The 16,837-nt window shown below is 71.6% G+C and carries 18 protein-coding genes; 10 read left to right on the forward strand and 8 right to left on the reverse strand.

Features of this window, described 5'->3' with window-relative positions; genetic code table 11:
- Nucleotides 1–31 precede the first annotated feature (31 nt).
- Nucleotides 32–862, forward strand: coding sequence for a tRNA (adenine-N1)-methyltransferase (locus DV20_RS24400; protein WP_043784101.1), 831 nt, complete (start codon nt 32–34; stop codon nt 860–862).
- 79 nt (nt 863–941) lie between these two features.
- On the opposite strand, the gene DV20_RS24405 is transcribed toward DV20_RS24400, so the two are convergent.
- Together DV20_RS24405 and DV20_RS24410 are read right to left on the reverse strand one after the other, a co-directional pair.
- Complete coding sequence (locus tag DV20_RS24405) at nt 942–1,391, reverse strand: hypothetical protein (RefSeq protein WP_043784103.1); 450 nt, start codon at nt 1,389–1,391, stop codon at nt 942–944.
- A gap of 10 nt (nt 1,392–1,401) precedes the next feature.
- Nucleotides 1,402–2,388 (reverse strand): hypothetical protein, encoded by a 987-nt coding sequence (locus DV20_RS24410; protein WP_043784105.1) that lies wholly within the window; start codon nt 2,386–2,388, stop codon nt 1,402–1,404.
- 367 nt (nt 2,389–2,755) lie between these two features.
- Here DV20_RS24410 and arc point away from each other — a divergent pair, with 367 nt between their 5' ends.
- Complete coding sequence (arc, locus tag DV20_RS24415; protein ID WP_043784107.1) at nt 2,756–4,558, forward strand: proteasome ATPase; 1,803 nt, start codon at nt 2,756–2,758, stop codon at nt 4,556–4,558.
- Between the two features lie 50 nt (nt 4,559–4,608).
- Here the strand turns inward: arc and DV20_RS24420 are convergent, their stop codons facing one another.
- Nucleotides 4,609–5,535: a DMT family transporter gene (locus tag DV20_RS24420; protein WP_043784216.1), complete on the reverse strand. Its 927-nt coding sequence runs from the start codon at nt 5,533–5,535 to the stop codon at nt 4,609–4,611.
- Between the two features lie 76 nt (nt 5,536–5,611).
- Between DV20_RS24420 and DV20_RS24425 the strand changes: the two genes are divergently transcribed.
- On the forward strand, nt 5,612–6,436 hold the full coding sequence (locus tag DV20_RS24425) for a DUF3626 domain-containing protein (RefSeq protein WP_043784109.1): 825 nt from the start codon (nt 5,612–5,614) through the stop codon (nt 6,434–6,436).
- Here DV20_RS24425 and DV20_RS24430 read toward each other — a convergent pair.
- Nucleotides 6,425–7,306: a TIGR03620 family F420-dependent LLM class oxidoreductase gene (locus DV20_RS24430; RefSeq protein WP_043784111.1), complete on the reverse strand. Its 882-nt coding sequence runs from the start codon at nt 7,304–7,306 to the stop codon at nt 6,425–6,427. The two genes, DV20_RS24425 and DV20_RS24430, sit on opposite strands and share 12 nt — an antisense overlap.
- A 66-nt stretch (nt 7,307–7,372) precedes the next feature.
- Nucleotides 7,373–7,711, reverse strand: a complete 339-nt coding sequence (locus DV20_RS24435) for an ArsR/SmtB family transcription factor (RefSeq protein WP_043784217.1) — start codon at nt 7,709–7,711, stop codon at nt 7,373–7,375.
- A gap of 76 nt (nt 7,712–7,787) precedes the next feature.
- Here DV20_RS24435 and DV20_RS24440 point away from each other — a divergent pair, with 76 nt between their 5' ends.
- The 3 genes from DV20_RS24440 to DV20_RS24450 are packed head-to-tail and all read left to right on the forward strand — an operon-like array spanning nt 7,788 to nt 9,722.
- Nucleotides 7,788–8,123, forward strand: coding sequence for a hypothetical protein (locus DV20_RS24440; RefSeq protein WP_043784112.1), 336 nt, complete (start codon nt 7,788–7,790; stop codon nt 8,121–8,123).
- Nucleotides 8,120–9,055: an aldo/keto reductase gene (locus tag DV20_RS24445; RefSeq protein WP_043784113.1), complete on the forward strand. Its 936-nt coding sequence runs from the start codon at nt 8,120–8,122 to the stop codon at nt 9,053–9,055. Before DV20_RS24440 ends, DV20_RS24445 begins: the two co-directional genes overlap by 4 nt.
- 52 nt (nt 9,056–9,107) lie before the next feature.
- On the forward strand, nt 9,108–9,722 hold the full coding sequence (locus tag DV20_RS24450) for a hypothetical protein (RefSeq protein ID WP_043784115.1): 615 nt from the start codon (nt 9,108–9,110) through the stop codon (nt 9,720–9,722).
- On the opposite strand, the gene DV20_RS24455 is transcribed toward DV20_RS24450, so the two are convergent.
- Entirely contained in the window at nt 9,713–10,231 is a 519-nt protein-coding gene (locus DV20_RS24455; RefSeq protein WP_043784117.1) for an NUDIX domain-containing protein, read from the reverse strand. The two genes, DV20_RS24450 and DV20_RS24455, sit on opposite strands and share 10 nt — an antisense overlap.
- 41 nt (nt 10,232–10,272) lie before the next feature.
- Here DV20_RS24455 and dop point away from each other — a divergent pair, with 41 nt between their 5' ends.
- The 4 genes from dop (at nt 10,273) to prcA (ending at nt 13,862) form a co-directional block, all read left to right on the forward strand.
- A complete protein-coding gene (dop, locus tag DV20_RS24460) occupies nt 10,273–11,775 on the forward strand; it encodes a depupylase/deamidase Dop (RefSeq protein ID WP_043784118.1) in 1,503 nt (500 codons plus the stop codon).
- 86 nt (nt 11,776–11,861) lie between these two features.
- On the forward strand, nt 11,862–12,056 hold the full coding sequence (locus tag DV20_RS24465) for a ubiquitin-like protein Pup (protein ID WP_003075646.1): 195 nt from the start codon (nt 11,862–11,864) through the stop codon (nt 12,054–12,056).
- 110 nt (nt 12,057–12,166) lie between these two features.
- Nucleotides 12,167–13,021 carry a proteasome subunit beta gene (gene prcB, locus DV20_RS24470; RefSeq protein ID WP_043784121.1) on the forward strand — a complete coding sequence of 285 codons (855 nt, stop codon included), beginning with the start codon at nt 12,167–12,169 and terminating at the stop codon, nt 13,019–13,021.
- Nucleotides 13,022–13,073: 52 nt separating this feature from the next.
- On the forward strand, nt 13,074–13,862 hold the full coding sequence (gene prcA / locus DV20_RS24475; RefSeq protein WP_084093641.1) for a proteasome subunit alpha: 789 nt from the start codon (nt 13,074–13,076) through the stop codon (nt 13,860–13,862).
- Nucleotides 13,863–14,041: 179 nt separating this feature from the next.
- Here prcA and DV20_RS24480 read toward each other — a convergent pair whose 3' ends face one another.
- Nucleotides 14,042–15,250, reverse strand: a complete 1,209-nt coding sequence (locus DV20_RS24480; protein ID WP_043784123.1) for an alpha/beta hydrolase — start codon at nt 15,248–15,250, stop codon at nt 14,042–14,044.
- A 103-nt stretch (nt 15,251–15,353) separates the two neighbouring features.
- Entirely contained in the window at nt 15,354–16,835 is a 1,482-nt protein-coding gene (locus DV20_RS24485; protein WP_043784125.1) for a bifunctional phosphatase PAP2/diacylglycerol kinase family protein, read from the reverse strand.
- Nucleotides 16,836–16,837: the final 2 nt, after the last annotated feature.

The raw sequence follows: 16,837 nt of genomic DNA on the forward strand, positions 1-16,837 counted from the left end.
TCGGCCAAACGGGTTACAGCAGGAGGAAGTGTTGTCGGTCAGCGGACCGTTTCGCGCGGGTGATCGGGTGCAGTTGACCGACTCGAAGGGGCGGCACTACACCTTGACGCTGGCCGCCGGGGGCGAGTACCACACCCACCGGGGCGCACTGGCCCACGACGACCTGATCGGCCGTCCCGAAGGCTCGGTGGTGACGTCCGCGGGCGGGTCGACGTACCTCGCGCTGCGCCCGCTGCTGCCCGACTACGTGCTCTCGATGCCCCGCGGCGCGCAGGTGATCTACCCGAAGGACGCGGCGCAGATCGTGATGTGGGGCGACATCTTCCCCGGCGCGCGCGTGCTCGAGGCCGGCGCCGGCTCCGGCGCGCTGACCTGCTCGCTGCTGCGCGCGGTCGGCCCGGCCGGGCACGTGCACTCCTACGAGATCCGCGACGACCACGCCGAACACGCCGAACGCAACGTGGAGAAGTTCTTCGGCGAGAAGCCGGCCAACTGGTCGCTCACGGTGGCCGACCTGGCGTCGCACGAGGGCGAGGTCGACCGCGTCGTGCTGGACATGCTGGCGCCGTGGGACCAGCTGCCGAACGTGGCCGCCTGCCTGGTGCCGGGCGGCGTGCTGACGGTCTACGTCGCGACGGTGACGCAGCTTTCGCGCGTCACGGAGTCGCTGCGCGAGCAGCAGTGCTGGACCGAGCCGGAGTCGTGGGAGACGCTGATGCGCCCGTGGCACGTGGTGGGCCTGGCGGTCCGCCCGGACCACCGGATGGTGGCGCACACGGCGTTCCTGCTGACCGCCCGCCGGCTGGCGGACGGCACCGTGTCCCCGCGGGTCTCGCGCCGGCCCAGCAAGGGCAAGGGCTGAGCGCCGTCCGCACGTCCCGGCGGCGGCCGCCCGGCCGGGCACCGGCCGCCGGGGGCACGGCCGCCGGGGGCACGGCCGCCTAGCCCGGCACGCACCAGCGGGCGTTCTCCTTGCGCAGCGGGAAGGGCGTGTCCTTGGTGCCACCCGCGGCTTCGACGTGCACCTTCGCCGTCGCGGACTCGCCGCGCAGCTCCGGGGGCGCCAGCAACCGCACCGTCACCGGACCGGCCGCGTCCCACATCCGCTGCAGGCCCGCGAGCGCCTCGGCGGTCTGCGGGCGGCAGGTGAGCTTCCCGAACGCCGCCGAGTCGTGGCGGGCGATCGCGTCGACGATCGCGCGGGCCAGCACCGCGACCGCCGCGGTGTCGGCCTCGTCGGCGGGTGGCGGCGCCGAAGAGCGGGACGGCGGCACCGGCGGGCGCGACGATGACGGCGGGGCACCGGACGGGGCCACCAGGAGCAGCCCCAGCACCACGCCCGCCCCGGCCACGCCGAGCAGCACCAGCCCGGCGGCGAGCACGCGGTTCACCGCCGGACGGTCACTTCGGGTCCTTCTTGACGTCCAGGAGGCACCACAGGCCGGCTTCGTTCCGGCCGGTGAAGACCCCGGTCGCCGTCTTGCCGTTGACGCTGTTGGTCCAGTGCACCGTGGACGTGGTGCCGACGTCCTGGGGCGCGCCGTCCAGCTTCAGCGAGATCTCGCCGGTGACCTCGCCGACCGAGTTGTCCTTGTGGACGCTGCGGCAGATCGTCGCGTCGAGGTCCTTGGCGTTCTTGGAGTTGTAGGCGTCGGCCACCGAGTCGAACAGCTCCTGCGAGCTCGGCTTGCCGCCGGGAGCCGGTCCGCCGACCGGCTTGGTGCTCTTCGTCGACGGGCTCGGCGAGGTGACCCTGGGCTTCGACGCGGACGTCTTCGGCGCGGACGTCGGGGCCGCGGAGCTGGTGCTCGGGGGCGGGGCCGCGGTGTTCCCGTCGTCGCCGCCGGCCAGGACGAACCACGTCACGCCGCCGCCGACGAGGACGACCGCCGCGGCCGCGGCGCCGACGATCAGGCCCGTTTTCTTCTTCTTGGGCGGCGGCGCTTCGCCGAAGCCGCCGCCTCCGTACGGGTCGTAACCGCCGAAGCCCGGCTGCTGCGCCGGCTGGCCCCACTGGTCCTGCTGGGGCTGCTGCTGCCCCCACGGGTCCTGCTGCCCGTACTGGGGGTGGCCCTGCTGGGCCTGAGGGCCCGTCGGGGGCGGGTACCCGCCCTGCTGCGGCTGACCGTACGGATCGGGCTGGCCGTACTGCTGGGTGCCGTCGTAGGGGCCGGGCTGGCCGTACTGCTGCGTGCCGTCGTACGGGCCGGGCTGGCCGAACTGCTGGGTGCCGCCGTAGCCGGGCTGCTGCTGCGGACCGCTCTGGGGGTAGCCGCCCTGCGGGGGCTGACCGTACGGCCCGGGCTGCTGCCCGTAACCGCCCGGCTGCTGCCCGTAGCCGTCGGGCTGCTGGCCGTAGCCGCCCGGTTGCTGCGGCGGGTAGGTCATGACTGGTGCCCCCTAGCGTCCTTCGAGTAGCGCCCGGCCGTCCGGGCCGGTACCGCGTCGCCCGATGCTAGCCACCGGCCTCCGCCGCCGCGCGGTTAGGGCGGAACTGGCCGGAAATGACCGGATCCCGGCCGGCGGTTGGGGCCCTCACGGGCGGGGTACTCCCGACGTGCTTGCTTCATCCTGGCCCGTCCGGACCCGCGACACACCGGCGCCACGGCACCGAAATGGCCGCTTGCGCTGCGGGAATGTCCGTGCTGGATGCGGCGGGCGAACCGCGACGCGCCGATCTTGTGATCCGGAAAGGCCTTTTCTTGTCGGTGATCGCCGGTACCGTGGAATGAAAAGCACTCCGAGGAGGTGCCCGATGCATCATGACCTTCCCGGAGGTCGGCGCGAGGAGGCCGACCCTTCAGCAACATCCGGAGCTGGGACGACGGCGGACGAGCAGGCTCGGCAGATCCGTTTTCTCGAGGAAGAAGTGGCGCTGCTGCGCCGCAAACTGACGGACTCGCCACGGCAGAACCGCGTTCTCGAACAGCGGCTCGCCGAGGCCTCGGAAAGGGTGAGCCAGCTCACCGAACGCAACACCAAACTGGTCGAAACCCTGCGCGAAGCGCGAGGACAGCTCCTCGCCCTCCGCGAGGAGGTCGACCGGCTGGCCCAGCCACCGTCCGGGTACGGCGTCTTCGTCGAGGCGTACGAGGACAACACGGTGGACGTCTTCACGGCCGGCCGGAAGATGCGGGTGTCGGTTTCGCCCGCGGTCGAGATCTCGTCGCTGCGCCGCGGCCAGGCGCTGCGGCTCAACGAGGCGCTCACCGTGGTCGAAGGCGGCGGTTTCGAACGCGTCGGTGAGGTCTGTGCCCTGCGCGAGGTGCTCGCACCGGACGTCGAGGGCAGCAGCCCTCGCGCGCTGGTGGTCGGGCACGCGGACGAGGAGCGGGTGGTCCTGCTCTCCGATCTGCTGGCCGAGCAGCCGCTCAAGCCGGGCGACTCGCTCCTGGTCGACTCCAAGGCCGGTTACGCGTACGAGCGCGTGCCGAAGGCGGAGGTCGAGGACCTGGTGCTGGAGGAGGTGCCCGACGTCCGCTACGAGGACATCGGCGGCCTCACCCGGCAGATCGAGCAGATCAGGGACGCGGTCGAGCTGCCGTTCCTGCACGCCGATCTCTACCAGGAGTACCAGCTGCGCCCGCCCAAGGGCGTCCTGCTCTACGGCCCGCCGGGCTGCGGCAAGACGCTCATCGCCAAGGCGGTGGCGAACTCGCTGGCCAAGAAGGTGGCCGCGGCACGGGGCGAGAACGAGGACGGGAAGTCCTACTTCCTGAACATCAAGGGCCCCGAGCTGCTCAACAAGTTCGTCGGGGAGACCGAGCGGCACATCCGCCTGATCTTCCAGCGGGCGCGGGAGAAGGCCTCCGAGGGCACCCCGGTGATCGTGTTCTTCGACGAGATGGACTCGATCTTCCGGACCCGTGGTTCGGGCGTGTCGTCCGACGTGGAGACCACGATCGTGCCGCAGCTGCTGTCGGAGATCGACGGTGTCGAAGGCCTGGAGAACGTCATCGTCATCGGCGCCTCCAACCGCGAGGACATGATCGACCCGGCGATCCTGCGGCCGGGCCGGCTCGACGTCAAGATCAAGATCGAGCGTCCGGACGCCGAAGGCGCGAAGGACATCTTCTCCAAGTACCTGGCCGAAGGCCTGCCGATCCACGCCGACGACCTCGCCGAGTTCGGTGGCGACGCCAAGGCGACGTTCGACGCGATGATCCAGCACACCGTCGAGCGGATGTACGAGGAGAGCGACGAGAACCGGTTCCTCGAGGTGACCTACGCCAACGGGGACAAGGAAGTCCTGTACTTCCGCGACTTCAACTCGGGCGCGATGATCCAGAACATCGTGGACCGGGCGAAGAAGTCGGCGATCAAGTCGGTGCTGGAGACCAAGCAGCCCGGTCTCCGCGTGCAGCACCTGCTGGACGCGATCGTCGACGAGTTCGCGGAGAACGAGGACCTCCCGAACACGACCAACCCGGACGACTGGGCCCGGATCTCCGGCAAGAAGGGCGAGCGGATCGTCTACATCCGCACGCTCGTCACCGGCAAGAACCAGGACTCGGGGCGGGCGATCGACACCGCCACGAACACCGGTCAGTACCTGTAGGTTCCGCGCGCGATGGGGCGGTTGCTTCGGCAGCCGCCCCATCGGCGTGTCTACCGCCGGACCAGTTCGGCTCCGGCCGGGGTTGAGCGGCGCAGGCGCAACTTTCCGTGGGCGGCCAGGATTCCCGCGATCACCAGCACCGCGCCGGCCGGCTGGTGCCAGCTCACCGGCTCGCCCAGCACCAGCACGCCGAGCAGCACGCCCACCACCGGGGTCAGGTACGTCACCGCGGAGGCGTTGGCCGCGCCCCACGCGGCGATGATCCGGGTGTTCCACGCGTAGGCGATGCCCGTGCCGAAGACGCCCAGCGCGATCATGCTCGCCACCACCGCCAGGTCCAGGTGCACCGGCGTCGCCGCGACCAGCGGCGTGAGCAGGCCGAGGATCACCGTCGCCGAAGCCGTCTGCCCGAACGCCACGACCACCGGATCCGTTCCACGAGGTGAGACGAACCGGCGCAGGTAGACGAAACACGCGCCGTAGCACGTCGTCGCGCCGAGGCAGGCGAGCTGAGCCGTCAGCTGTTGTGAGACGTCGATGCCGTGCCACACCCCGACGATCGTGAGCACGCCGAGGAACCCGAGCAGCAGGCCGAGCACCCGCGGTGGGGTGAACCGCTCCTCCGGCAGCGCCGCGGCCGCCAGCAGCATCGTGACCAGCGGCGTCGTCGCGTTGAAGATGCTGGCCAAGCCGGAGGGGATGTACTGCTCCGCCCAGGAGAACAGCAGGAACGGCACCACGCACAGCAGCACCGACACGACCGCGAGGTGGCCCCACAGCGCGGGATCCCGGGGAAGCGGCCGCCGGCGCGCCAGCAGGATCACGGCCAGCGCCAGTGCCCCCAGCGCGACGCGGGCGAGCGCGACCTGGCCGGGGGAGAGCCCGCCGAGACCCACCTTGATGAACAGGAAACTCGCACCCCACACCACGGCCAGCAGCACGAACCGCACCGTGACCCCGAAATTCGCCGATCGCATGGCCGCAGTCAAACCGGCGGACCGGCCGCGGAGCCAGTGGTTTTCCGACGCCGTGTTGTGTATAACGATCTATACCATGGGGCACGGATGGCGAGCAGCGGTCACCCACGTCGCGAACCGCGTCGCCGGGCCACCGCTGCCGGCGGGCTTGGACGTCACGATCCACTTCCACCCGGACCGGCTGGTGGGGGAGGTGCCGCTGCTGCGGCACTGGCTGACCGACGGGGTCTACCGCTCCCAGTTCGAGACGGGCACGGGCAACGGCGGCCTGACCGCGCACCCCGGCGGTGCCCGGTGGCACTGGGAGCACCGGATGTTCGGCGGCGTCTACGACGAGCTGCCGCCGTCGGAGCGCCCGAAGTACGGCTCCCTCAACCACCGCCGCCGCCCGGCCGGTGGCTCGGTGCGGTTCGGCTCGGCCCACTTCCGGCTCAGGCGGGAGGTGCTCGAGCGCACCACCTTCTGCTATCCCGACAGCTTCAGCGAGCCGACGCACTTCGGCACGCGCTCGCACATGCCGCTGATCCCGCTCGTCGAAGCCGACGCCCCCGACGAACTCGACGACTACATCGAGGCCCACGTCCACGGCCCGCTCCGCCTGCCGGACGACGTCGCGGCCCTGGTGCTGGATCCGTCCTTCCGCGGCACCGACGTCGAAGCCGCGGCCGCGGAGTTCCGCGTCCCGACGTACTGGCACCACGGGTTCCGGCTACCGGTGGCGAAGCTCGCCGAGCACGCGGACTACCGCGGCGAGGAAGCCGTGCGCGCCGGCGAAGACATCGCCGAGGACGGCCGGCTGGACGCCCGCGTCATCGGCGACGCCGTCCGCGCCGGCCGGCACGATCCCCAGGTGCTCAAGCGCGTGTGGCACTGCACCGCGCGCTTCGGGCTACGCGGCTAGCAGCGCCTCGGTCAGCCGCCGCCAGTGCGGCATGGCCGAGGTGCCCGGCTCCACCCCGATGACCTGGACGCCGACGTGATCGGCGCCCGCTTCGAGGTGCCGGCCCAGTTTCGCGACGATCGTCTCCAGGTCGCCCCAGTACACGAGGTCGTCGACGAGCCGGTCGCTGCCACGGCCGCCGTCGATGTCGTCTTCGGTGTAGCCGAGCCGGAGGAACTTCGCGATGTTGTACTTCGTGGTGAGGTAGGTGTGCAGGTGTCCGCGGGCGATCTCCCGGGCCTTGGCCGCATCCGCCTCGAACAGCACCGCGTGCTCGACACCGAGGAACGGTTCCGCCCCGAGGATCTCGCGCGCCTGGGCGGTGTGCTCCGGGGTGACGTGGTAGGTGTGCGCGCCGGCCGAGCGGTCGCGGGCCAGCTCCAGCATCTTCGGCCCGTAGGCGGCGAGGATCCGGCGGATCGGTGCGCGTGGCGCGGGGTTGACGTGCTTGTCGACGTCCAGGGCGTCGAGGTAGTCGTTCATCGCCCGGAGCGGCTTCACGCCGGGCTTTCCGGCGCCGAAGCCCAGGCCGAGCAGGTGGCGGTCCGGGTAGGCGTCGGCCAGCAGCAGGGCCGCCCCGCGGGTCCACTGCGCCTCGCGGGACCAGATCTGCGCGATGCCGTTGATGACGGTGAGCCGTTCGGTGGCGGAGAGGAGGAACCCGGCGTGCGTCAAGGCTTCCCGGCCCTCGCTCTCCGGGATCCAGATGGCCGGCCAGCCGAGTTCGTCCAGCTCCCGCACCGAATCCCGGATCAGGCCGGCCGGCTGGTCCTCGAAGTCGAACGTCCAGATGCCGTAGCGGCCGAGCCGCATGTTCTCGATCATACCCATAAATCGAAGTATCGCAGATTTACGATATGAAGCAACGGGTGGGTGGGCGAACCGGGGACGGGGAGCTCAAAGGGTGTGGCCGAGGGTGGCGACGAGCTCGGCGATCCGGGCTTCGTCGCGCTTGTAGTGCGTCCACTTGCCGACGCGCGTCGCCCGGACCAGCCCGGCGCGCTGCAGCTCGGCCATGTACGCCGAGACGGTCGACTGCGCGAGCCCGGTCTTCTCCTGGATGTGCGTCACGCACACGCCGACCTCGACCGGATCGGCGATCGCCCGCTCGACAGGGAAGTGCCGCACGGGCTCCCGCAGCCACCGCAGCACCTGCAGCCGCACCGGGTTCGCGAGCGCCTTGAACACGTCGAGCAGCTGCTCGACGTCGGGCTCGGGTTCGGTGTGTGCGGTCATGGGCTTCCAGGTCAGCATAACCGCCCCCGGCGTGTATTCCCCGGCGCTACGCGTATAACGACCTATACTCACGCCCGTGACCGAAGAAACCCGGCCCCGCGCACCCATCACCGAAGCCGCCGTCCTGGCCTGGCTGGAGACGACGGCGGCCGCCGTCGAAGCGGGGGAGGTGAGTGCCCAGGAGCTCATCGACCTGCTCGGCGAGCTGCGCCGCGCGTCCGCGGCCTGCGCCGACGCCTCGGACTGGCTGCTGCTCGCGGCCCGTGAAGGCGGCGCCAGCCTGCGGCAGATCGCCCCCGTCTTCGGCAAGGGCTACGTCCGGGCCCCGGCCGCGCGCCTGGAGAAGCTCCACCGCCAAGCCCAGACGTCGAGTCAGTGGCTGGCCATCCTGCGGCACAAGCAGACGGCGTGAGCGTGGACCGCGTCGCGCTCGGCCTGGCGGCACTGGGCCGCCCCGCCTACATCAACCTGGGCCGGGACGGGGCGCTGCCGCCGGTGCGGGACGTCGCTTCGATGCGCGCGGCGACGTTCGCGGTGCTCGACGACGCCTACGCCGCGGGCGTCCGGCACGTCGACGTCGCCCGGTCCTACGGGCGCTCCGAGGAATTCCTGGCCGGCTGGCTCGCCGAGCGCGGCCACCCGGACGTCGAGGTCTCCAGCAAGTGGGGCTACGCCTACGTCGGCCAATGGCGGCTCGACGCCGACGTGCACGAGGTGAAGGAGCATTCGGCGGCGCGGTTCGCCGCGCAGTGGGCGGAAACCCTGGCGCTGCTGGGGGACCGGGTGGGGCTCTACCAGGTGCATTCGCTCACTGTGGACAGTCCGTTGTTCACCGACGAGCCGTTGCTCGAAGCGCTGGCGGAGCTGTCCGCGAACGGGGTCGCGGTCGGGTTTTCGACGTCCGGGCCGGCCCAGGCGGACGCGATCGAGCGGGCGTTCGCGCTGGAAGCGGCCGGACGTCCGGTGTTCTCGGCGGTGCAGTCGACGTGGAACGTCCTCGAGCCGTCGGCGGGGCGCGCTCTCGCCGCGGCGCACGCGGCCGGGAACCGGGTGCTGGTCAAGGAAACCCTGGCCAACGGCAGGCTGGCGGTCGAAGCGCCGTCCGTGGTGCGGGACATCGCCGCGGCGCACGGGACCGGGCCGGACGCGGTCGCGGTGGCCGCCGTGCTGGCGAACGGCTGGGCGGACCGGGCGGTCATCGGCCCGGCGAGCCCGGCGCAGCTCGCGGCGAACCTGCGGGCGACGGCGCTCGAACTGACCGCGGCGGAACGGGACTCCCTGGCCGCGCTCGCCGAGGAACCCGCGGCCTACTGGCGACACCGGTCCTCGTTGGAGTGGGACTGAAGGGCTGCACTACCCTCGCTGGCACGCCACGGACGACGGGAGGCCGGAGCAGGTGCGTCATCGGCAGGCGATCGCGTTGGCCGCGGTCGCGTGGGTGGGCCTCACGGGCTGCGACGGGCCCGATCCGAACAACCTCGAGACGTACTACGACGATCCGGTGCCCACGTCTTCGACCGTCCCGTCGCCGGTGGAGGCCCCGGTGAGCCCGGCGAAGGCGGCTCCGGCGCCGAAAGCGGCACCCGATCCGGGCGTGCTCGCGGCGCGGGCGTTGCTGTCCGACGCCGATGTCGCCGGCGAAGGAGTGCAGCCTGGCTCGAGTGAGACGGCGGGCTGCCTGGCGGACGGGCCGTCGGCGAGCAGCCGGACCACGACGTGGCGCTACCCCAGCGGGTCGGAGCTGAGCCACCGCGTCTTCGTGTTCCCGGACCGGACGGCCGCCCAGGCCGTCGCGGAGACCGGCTGCGCGGGCAAGACGGTGAGCGTCCCGGCCCAGCCCGGGGTCGACCTGCAGCGTGCCTGGCGCCAGGGCAAGACCTGCACGGTGCTGCTGGTCAGGGGAACACTCGTGGCCGAGCTGACGGTCTCGGCGACCACCGAGTCCCGCGCGGTGGACGCGGCCAAGCGCCTGCTGCCCGCGATGACGGCGAAGCTGACGGCTCAGCCGTAGCGGCGGAACCACTCCTGGACGCCTTCGCGGCCGTCGGGGATGAAGGGCAGCTCCGGAGCCGGGTCGTCGACCCAGGCCCGCAGTGCGTCCAGGGTGATCCAGCGGCCTTCGACGATCTCTTCGGCCTGGTGGCGGATCGGGCCGTCCCAGCGGACCTCGAAGGCGAAGTTGTGGCAGCGGTTGCGGCCGTCGTCGTAGACCTTGGTGAACAGCGGGACGGGTTCCACTCCCCGGATGCCGAGTTCTTCGGCGAGTTCGCGGCGGGCGCACTCGGCCGGCGTCTCGCCGGCGGCCACCACCCCGCCGGCCCAGCAGTCCCAGGTGGAGGGGAACACGTCCTTGCCGGGCGTGCGGAGGTGCACGTAGACCGCGTTTCCGTCACCCGAACGGACCAGGACGACGCCGGCGGCGTGCCACAGCGCGCCGGCGCGGACGCGGGCGCGGGTCGTGGTGCCGACCACCGCGCCGGCCTGGTCATAGAGGGCAACGAGTTCGTCACTGCCTGGCATGGGTGCATCGTTCCACTAGAGCGACCCCGTAGGGTGGGGACATGCGGCGGATCATGGGAACCGAAGTCGAGTACGGCATCTCCGTGCCGGGCGACGCGACGGCGAACCCGGTACTCACCTCCACCCAGGTCGTGCTGGCCTACGCGGCGGCGGCCGACATCCCGCGCGCCCGGCGGGCGCGGTGGGACTACGAGGTGGAGAGCCCGCTGCGGGACGCGCGCGGGTTCGACCTGACCGGCCCGGGCGGGCCGGGGCACGACCCCGACGTCGAGGACCTGGGCGCGGCGAACGTCATCCTGACCAACGGGGCGCGGCTGTACGTCGACCACGCGCACCCGGAGTACTCGGCGCCCGAGGTGACGAACGCGCGCGACGCGGTCATCTGGGACAAGGCGGGCGAGCGGGTGATGGAGGAGGCGGCGATGAAGGCCGCCTCCGTGCCGGGACAGCCGCAGCTGCAGCTGTACAAGAACAACGTCGACGGCAAGGGCGCGAGCTACGGCACGCACGAGAACTACCTGTGCGCGCGGTCGACGCCGTTCACCGCGATCATCGCCGGGCTGACGCCGTTCTTCGTGTCGCGGCAGGTGGTCACCGGCTCCGGCCGGGTCGGGATCGGCCAGCAGAGTGAAGAGGCCGGGTTCCAGCTCTCCCAGCGTGCGGACTACATCGAGGTCGAGGTCGGCCTGGAGACCACGCTCAAGCGCGGGATCATCAACACCCGCGACGAGCCGCACGCGGACGCGGACAAGTACCGGCGGCTGCACGTCATCATCGGTGACGCGAACATGTCGGAGTACTCGACGTACCTGAAGGTCGGGACGACGGCCCTGGTGCTGGACCTGATCGAGTCGGGCATCCGGTTCGACGAGCTGAAGCTGGACGAGCCGGTCAAGGCGGTGCACCAGATCAGCCACGACCCGACGCTGAAGACGCAGGTCGCGCTGGCCAACGGCAAGAAGTACACCGGGCTGGACCTGCAGTTCGCCTACCACGAGATCGCTTCGCAGAACCTCGAGCGCACGGGTGCCGACGAGGCGTCGAAGGAGGTTCTGCGGGTCTGGGGCGAGGTGCTGGACGCGCTCGCCCGCGACCCGCAGGAGTGCGCGGACCGGCTGGACTGGCCGGCCAAGCTGCGGCTGCTGGAGGGCTACCGCCAGCGAGACAACCTGGCGTGGGGCGCGCCGCGGCTGCGGCTGGTGGACCTGCAATATTCGGACGTGCGGCTGGCGAAGGGCCTGTACAACCGGCTCGTCACCCGCGGGTCGATGAAGCGGCTGGTCTCCGAGGAGGAGGTGCTGGCCGCGGTGACGACACCCCCGTCGGACACACGGGCCTACTTCCGGGGCCGGGCGCTGGAGAAGTACGCGACCTCGATCGCGGCGGCTTCGTGGGATTCGGTCATCTTCGACGTGGGCAAGGAGTCGCTGGTGCGGATCCCGACCCTGGAGCCGCTGCGGGGGACGAAGGCGCACGTCGGCAAGCTGCTGGACAACGCCGCGACGGCGGAGGAGCTCGTGGAGGCGCTCACCGGTTCGGACTAGGCGGGACGCACCAGCGATCGCGGCGTGACCCCGAATGTCGGGGCCGCTGGGTAGGCTAGGAAACATCAGCCACACCGGGAGGCGAGATGGCCCAGGAAAAGATCGAAAAGCACGGCGGTGGTGACTCCGACGAGGAGTTCGAGGACACCGGCGCGGCGGGTCAGGAGCGGCGCGAGAAGCTCGGCGAGGACGTGGACACGATCCTCGACGAGATCGACGACGTGCTCGAGGAGAACGCCGAGGACTTCGTCCGGGCCTATGTGCAGAAGGGCGGCGAGTAGCCACCCGGGGCACTGCGCCCTTGCCGACCGTTCAGCCGGCGGCCGGGGTCCCGCGTGGCGTCTTCCGCGCGCGGGGCTCCGGCCCGCACAGATGGGATTTTTGAGCACGTATGGACAACACCAGGGGCATCTCGGGTCCCGCGCTGCCGGCCCCGTACTTCTCGTCGGCGACGTCGTCGTTTTCGGACTTCTTGCGGGTGCAGGCACCGGAGTTGCTTCCGGAGCGGCGGGTGTCGGGCGGTGCGGCCGAGCTCGGCGTGCCGCACGGGACGACGATCGTCGCGTGCACCTTCGCCGGCGGGGTACTGATCGCGGGTGACCGGCGGGCGACGTCGGGGAACCTGATCGCGAGCCGCGACATCGAGAAGGTGCACGTCACCGACGAGTACTCGGCGGTCGGCATCGCGGGCACGGCGGGGCTGGCCGTGGAGATGGTGCGGCTGTACGCGGTCGAGCTGGCGCACTACGAGAAGATCGAGGGCGTTTCGCTGTCGCTGGACGGCAAGACGAACAAGCTGGCCGGGATGGTCAAGGCCAACCTCGAGATGGCGATGGCCGGGCTGGCGGCGATCCCGTTGTTCGTGGGCTACGACCTGGAGGCCGAGGACGCCAAGCACGCGGGCCGGATCGTGTCGTACGACGCCGCGGGCGGGCGCTACGAGGAGAACGGCGGCTACGCGGGCATCGGCTCGGGTTCGCTGTTCGCGAAGTCCGCGCTGAAGAAGCTGCACGACCCGGACGCCGACGTCGAGGCCGCGGTGCGGGTCGCGGTGGAAGCGCTGTACGACGCGGCGGACGACGACACCGCGTCGGGCGGCCCGGACCTGGTGCGGCGCATCTTCCCGAGCGTCGTGACGATCACCGCCGAGCACGGCGCCGTGCAGCTGTCGGAGTCGGAAACGGCGGCGGTGGCCGAGGCCGTGGTGGCCGGGCGGATCGAGCGCCAGCAGCGCCGGCTGTCCTGACCGGAGCCGGACCAGTGAACGTTGGAACACCGAAAGACCTGGAGCGCACACCGTGACGATGCCGTTGTATGCCTCTCCCGAACAGCTGATGCGGGAGCGTTCCGAGCTGGCGCGCAAGGGCATCGCGCGCGGCCGGAGCGTGGTGGTGCTGAAGTACTCGGGCGGCGTGCTGTTCGTGGCGGAGAACCCGTCGGCGACGTTGCACAAGGTTTCCGAGATCTACGACCGGATCGGGTTCGCCGCGGTCGGGCGCTACAGCGAGTTCGAGAACCTGCGCGTGGCGGGCATCCGCCACGCGGACCTGAAGGGCTACCAGTACGACCGGCGTGACGTGAGCGCCCGCGCGCTGGCGAACGCCTACGCGGCGACGCTGGGCAGCATCTTCACCGAGCAGCTGAAGCCGTTCGAGGTGGAGATCTGCGTGGCGGAGGTCGGCGCGACGTCGGCGGAGGACCAGCTGTACCGCCTGACCTACGACGGCTCGATCTTCGACGAGCCGCAGTACGTGGTGATGGGCGGCCAGACGGACAAGATCTCCACCAAGCTGAAGGAGACGTTCGAGGACGGCCTGGACCTCCAGGCGGCCCTGGGCGTAGCGGTGGCGGCCCTGCGCACGCCGATCCAGCCGGCAACGGGCTCTTCGTCTTCGTCCTCATCGTCGGCGAACGCGTCGGCCAACGGAAACGGCGAGGCGGACCCGATCAAGCTGGAGGTGGCGGTCCTGGACCGCGACCGCCCACGCCGGATGTTCCGCCGCCTGACGGGAGCGGCGCTGGACACGCTCCTGCCGGTCCCGGACCCCCAGGGCGAAGAGCCGGAGAGCAAGCCCGAAGGCGAGTAAAACGGAAACGGAAGCGGGGCGTGGCCGGGTGGCCGCGCCCCCTTTTCGTGGACGCGAACGGACGACACGCGTACCGGAACGGACGACACGCGTGCCTGGACGGACGACACGTGTGCCTGGATGGACGACACGCGTGTCTGGACGGACGACACGCGGACCTGGACGGTCGGCGGGAGCGTTCAAGAAGTCGCGGGCGAAGTCCGGAAAGTCTGGTCGGCGAAGGCCAGCAGATAAGGCAGCGTGGCCCGGGCGGTGTGCCAGGTGTGGTTGAACCCGCGCTCGGCGTGAACCACGGCTTCCTGGCCCCGGGCGTGCAGCGCGTCGGCGATCCGGCGAGCGGTCGCGACGTCGGTGGGCGCGCCCGTACCGACCGCGAGCATCACCGAGATCGGCGCCGGGAACTTCATGGCCGGCAGGTACCGCCGAGGCGTGTTGGCGGCGATGGCCGCCCGGTCGCCGTTGAGAATGCCGACCGAGTCGTTGAGGTCGTCGTAGGGCAGCGCGATCACCAGCGTGGCGAACTCGTCGACGTGGTGCAGCCCGATGTTGAGCGCCCCGAACCCACCCCCGGACATCCCGCCCAGCGCCCGGTGGGTGCGGTCGGCCAGGGTCCGGTACCGCCGGTCGATGGCCGGGACCACGGTGCCGGTCAGGTAACTCTCCAGCTGCGGACCGCCGGGCACGTTCAAGCACTCCCAGTCCGTGCTCGGCCTGCCGGCGGTCATGTCGACGCTGACCACGATCATCGGCGCGATGACGTTGGCCCGCTGCAGCGCCAGCAGCGTCCCGGGGGCGTCGCCGGAGGTGAGCCAGTCACGGGGACCACCGAACGGGTAGCCGTGGATGAGGTAGACGACCGGGTAGCGGCGGCCCGGGTCGGCGTCGTACCCGGGTGGGAGGACGACGTAGTCGCTGCCCGACGGGACGCCGTGGGCGGGGTCGGGGAGGCTGACGACGTCGATCCGCTGCCCGGCCGCGGCCGCGCCAGCGCCCGGGTGCGACGCGGACGGCGAGTCCGACGACGGCTCGGGCGCCTCCTTGCCGTCGTCGAGCAGGCGGCCGGCGAAGCTGACGACGCCGGGGCCGCGCTGCAGGAGCCGGGCCAGGTCGTCGGAGGTGCGGACATACCCCACGTAGCTGTTGACCGCCGTGACCGCCGCCAGGAGCAGGAGCACGCCGAAGGCGGTGAACCCCCACCGCCGGACGCGGCGGCGGTACCAGAGCGCGACCACGACGGCGAGGACGGCGGCGGCGGCCGAGGCGAAGCCGAGCCAGATCAGCGGCGATTCGAGGGGGCCGAGGTCGCGGGCGCGGGCGGTGACGTCACCGGGGAGCACCGGGTCGGTCGCGGCCCGGTGGATGACGCTCGCCAGGCCGTGCCCGTCCATCGAAGCCCCGCTCGTCCCCTGGCGCGAGCAGGAGTGCCCGCGGCTCGACCGCGAAGCTAGCCGGGGGTCCCTGTGGGTTCGTTGAGAGAAGGTAAAGCAACCTTCAGAGCCGGTAGATCGTCAGCGCGCTCGGCCGGGACCGGAAGCGGAACCGGTTGCCGAGCGGGCCGACCTCGCCGTCGGTGGCGACGCGGCGGTTGCCGTCGAGCAGCTCGACGTCCAGCTCGGGCAGGTCGAGCTCCTGGTAGACGTGGCTGGCGGCGAGGCTGCGGGTGATCATCGCGATCAGGAACCGGGCGCGCGAGTACGGCAGGTCGGCCCGCAGGTAGCGGATGTCGAGCAGGCCGGTGTCGAGCGCGGGACGGCGGCTGGGCGCGAAACCCTTCGGCGCGTACGTGCCGTTGCCGACGAACAGCAGCCAGACCTGGGTGCGCTTGCCGTTGAGCCGGACGGTCAGCGGCTTGGCGTTGCGCAGCGACCTGGCCAGCGCGATCGCGGCCGAGGGCCACTTCGGGTGCTTCTCCTGCAGCTTCTCCCGCAGCCGGACCATCTCCGGGTAGCCACCGAGGCTGGCGGTGTTGACGAACCAGCGGTGCGCGCGGCCGTCGGCACCCTCGATCTCGACCTCGCCCAAGTCGATACCGACGGCGTTGCCGACCTCGGTCGCCGCGTCGGCGTCGGGCATGGCGCTGACGCCGACGTCGCGGGCGAAGTGGTTAAGCGTGCCCGCCGGGACCAGCGCGAGCGGCAGGTCGCGTTCGGCGGCGATCGAGGCGACGGCGGCGACGGTGCCGTCCCCGCCCGCGACACCGAGCGCGCGCACGGAGCCGAGCGCGTCGATCTCGGCTTCGAGCTGGGCCCGCAGGTCCTGCTTCGCGTCCGGGTAGAGCAGGGCGGCCTTGGGCCAGGCGAGCCGGACCTCCTCCGTCGGGTCGTGGGTGGCCACGCCGGAGCTGGGGTTGACCACGACCAGCATGTCTTCGCCGTCGGCCATCTCGGGTGCGTCGGCGTGGTGGGTGGTCCGGCCCGGGACGTCGTCGTGCAGCGGCCACCAGTGCCGGGTGGCCAGGCCGACACCGACGCCGATGCCCAGCCCGACGCCGACGTCGGAGGGCCAGTGCACGCCGGTGTGGACCCGCGAGTAGGCCACGGCCAGCGCCAGCGGGGCGACGGCGAGCCCGGCCCGCGGCGATTCCATCACCACCGCCGTGGCGAAGGCCGCCGCGGACGCCGAGTGCCCGGACGGGAACGACGAGGACGTGGGCCGTTTCCGCAGGCGGCGGCGCACCGGCGTCTCCTCCTCGGCCGGGCGGCGCCGGGGGAACAGCGGCTTGCCGATGAGGTTCGCCGCGGCGCTGGCCCCGGCGATCGCGACCACCCCGCGCAGGGCGGCGCGCCGGGTCTCGCCCCTGCGGGTGGCCAGCAGCGCGGCGACGCCCCACCACAGGCGGGACTTGTTCGCCGATCTGGACAGCGTCATCAGCGCGTCGTCGACCCGGGAGGCGGGGAGCGAGGCACTGCGGCGCATCAGGGCGCGATCGGTCCGGCCGACCCGCCGGAAGGCCCGGATGAGCTGGTGTGACAAGG

It is taken from the genome of Amycolatopsis rifamycinica, assembly GCF_000695625.1.
GTDB lineage: Bacteria > Actinomycetota > Actinomycetes > Mycobacteriales > Pseudonocardiaceae > Amycolatopsis > Amycolatopsis rifamycinica.

Excerpts from the sequence above, each read along its gene's own strand:
- dop (WP_043784118.1), top strand. The coding sequence starts at position 10,273 with ATGCGGCGGATCATGGGAACCGAAGTCGAGTACGGCATCTCCGTGCCG.
- prcB (WP_043784121.1), top strand. The coding sequence starts at position 12,167 with ATGGACAACACCAGGGGCATCTCGGGTCCCGCGCTGCCGGCCCCGTAC.
- DV20_RS24420 (WP_043784216.1), bottom strand. The coding sequence starts at position 5,535 with ATGCGATCGGCGAATTTCGGGGTCACGGTGCGGTTCGTGCTGCTGGCC.
- DV20_RS24435 (WP_043784217.1), bottom strand. The coding sequence starts at position 7,711 with ATGACCGCACACACCGAACCCGAGCCCGACGTCGAGCAGCTGCTCGAC.
- DV20_RS24465 (WP_003075646.1), top strand. The coding sequence starts at position 11,862 with ATGGCCCAGGAAAAGATCGAAAAGCACGGCGGTGGTGACTCCGACGAG.
- DV20_RS24410 (WP_043784105.1), bottom strand. The coding sequence starts at position 2,388 with ATGACCTACCCGCCGCAGCAACCGGGCGGCTACGGCCAGCAGCCCGAC.
- arc (WP_043784107.1), top strand. The coding sequence starts at position 2,756 with ATGCATCATGACCTTCCCGGAGGTCGGCGCGAGGAGGCCGACCCTTCA.
- DV20_RS24480 (WP_043784123.1), bottom strand. The coding sequence starts at position 15,250 with ATGGACGGGCACGGCCTGGCGAGCGTCATCCACCGGGCCGCGACCGAC.
- DV20_RS24425 (WP_043784109.1), top strand. The coding sequence starts at position 5,612 with ATGGGGCACGGATGGCGAGCAGCGGTCACCCACGTCGCGAACCGCGTC.
- DV20_RS24455 (WP_043784117.1), bottom strand. The coding sequence starts at position 10,231 with ATGCCAGGCAGTGACGAACTCGTTGCCCTCTATGACCAGGCCGGCGCG.
- DV20_RS24430 (WP_043784111.1), bottom strand. The coding sequence starts at position 7,306 with ATGGGTATGATCGAGAACATGCGGCTCGGCCGCTACGGCATCTGGACG.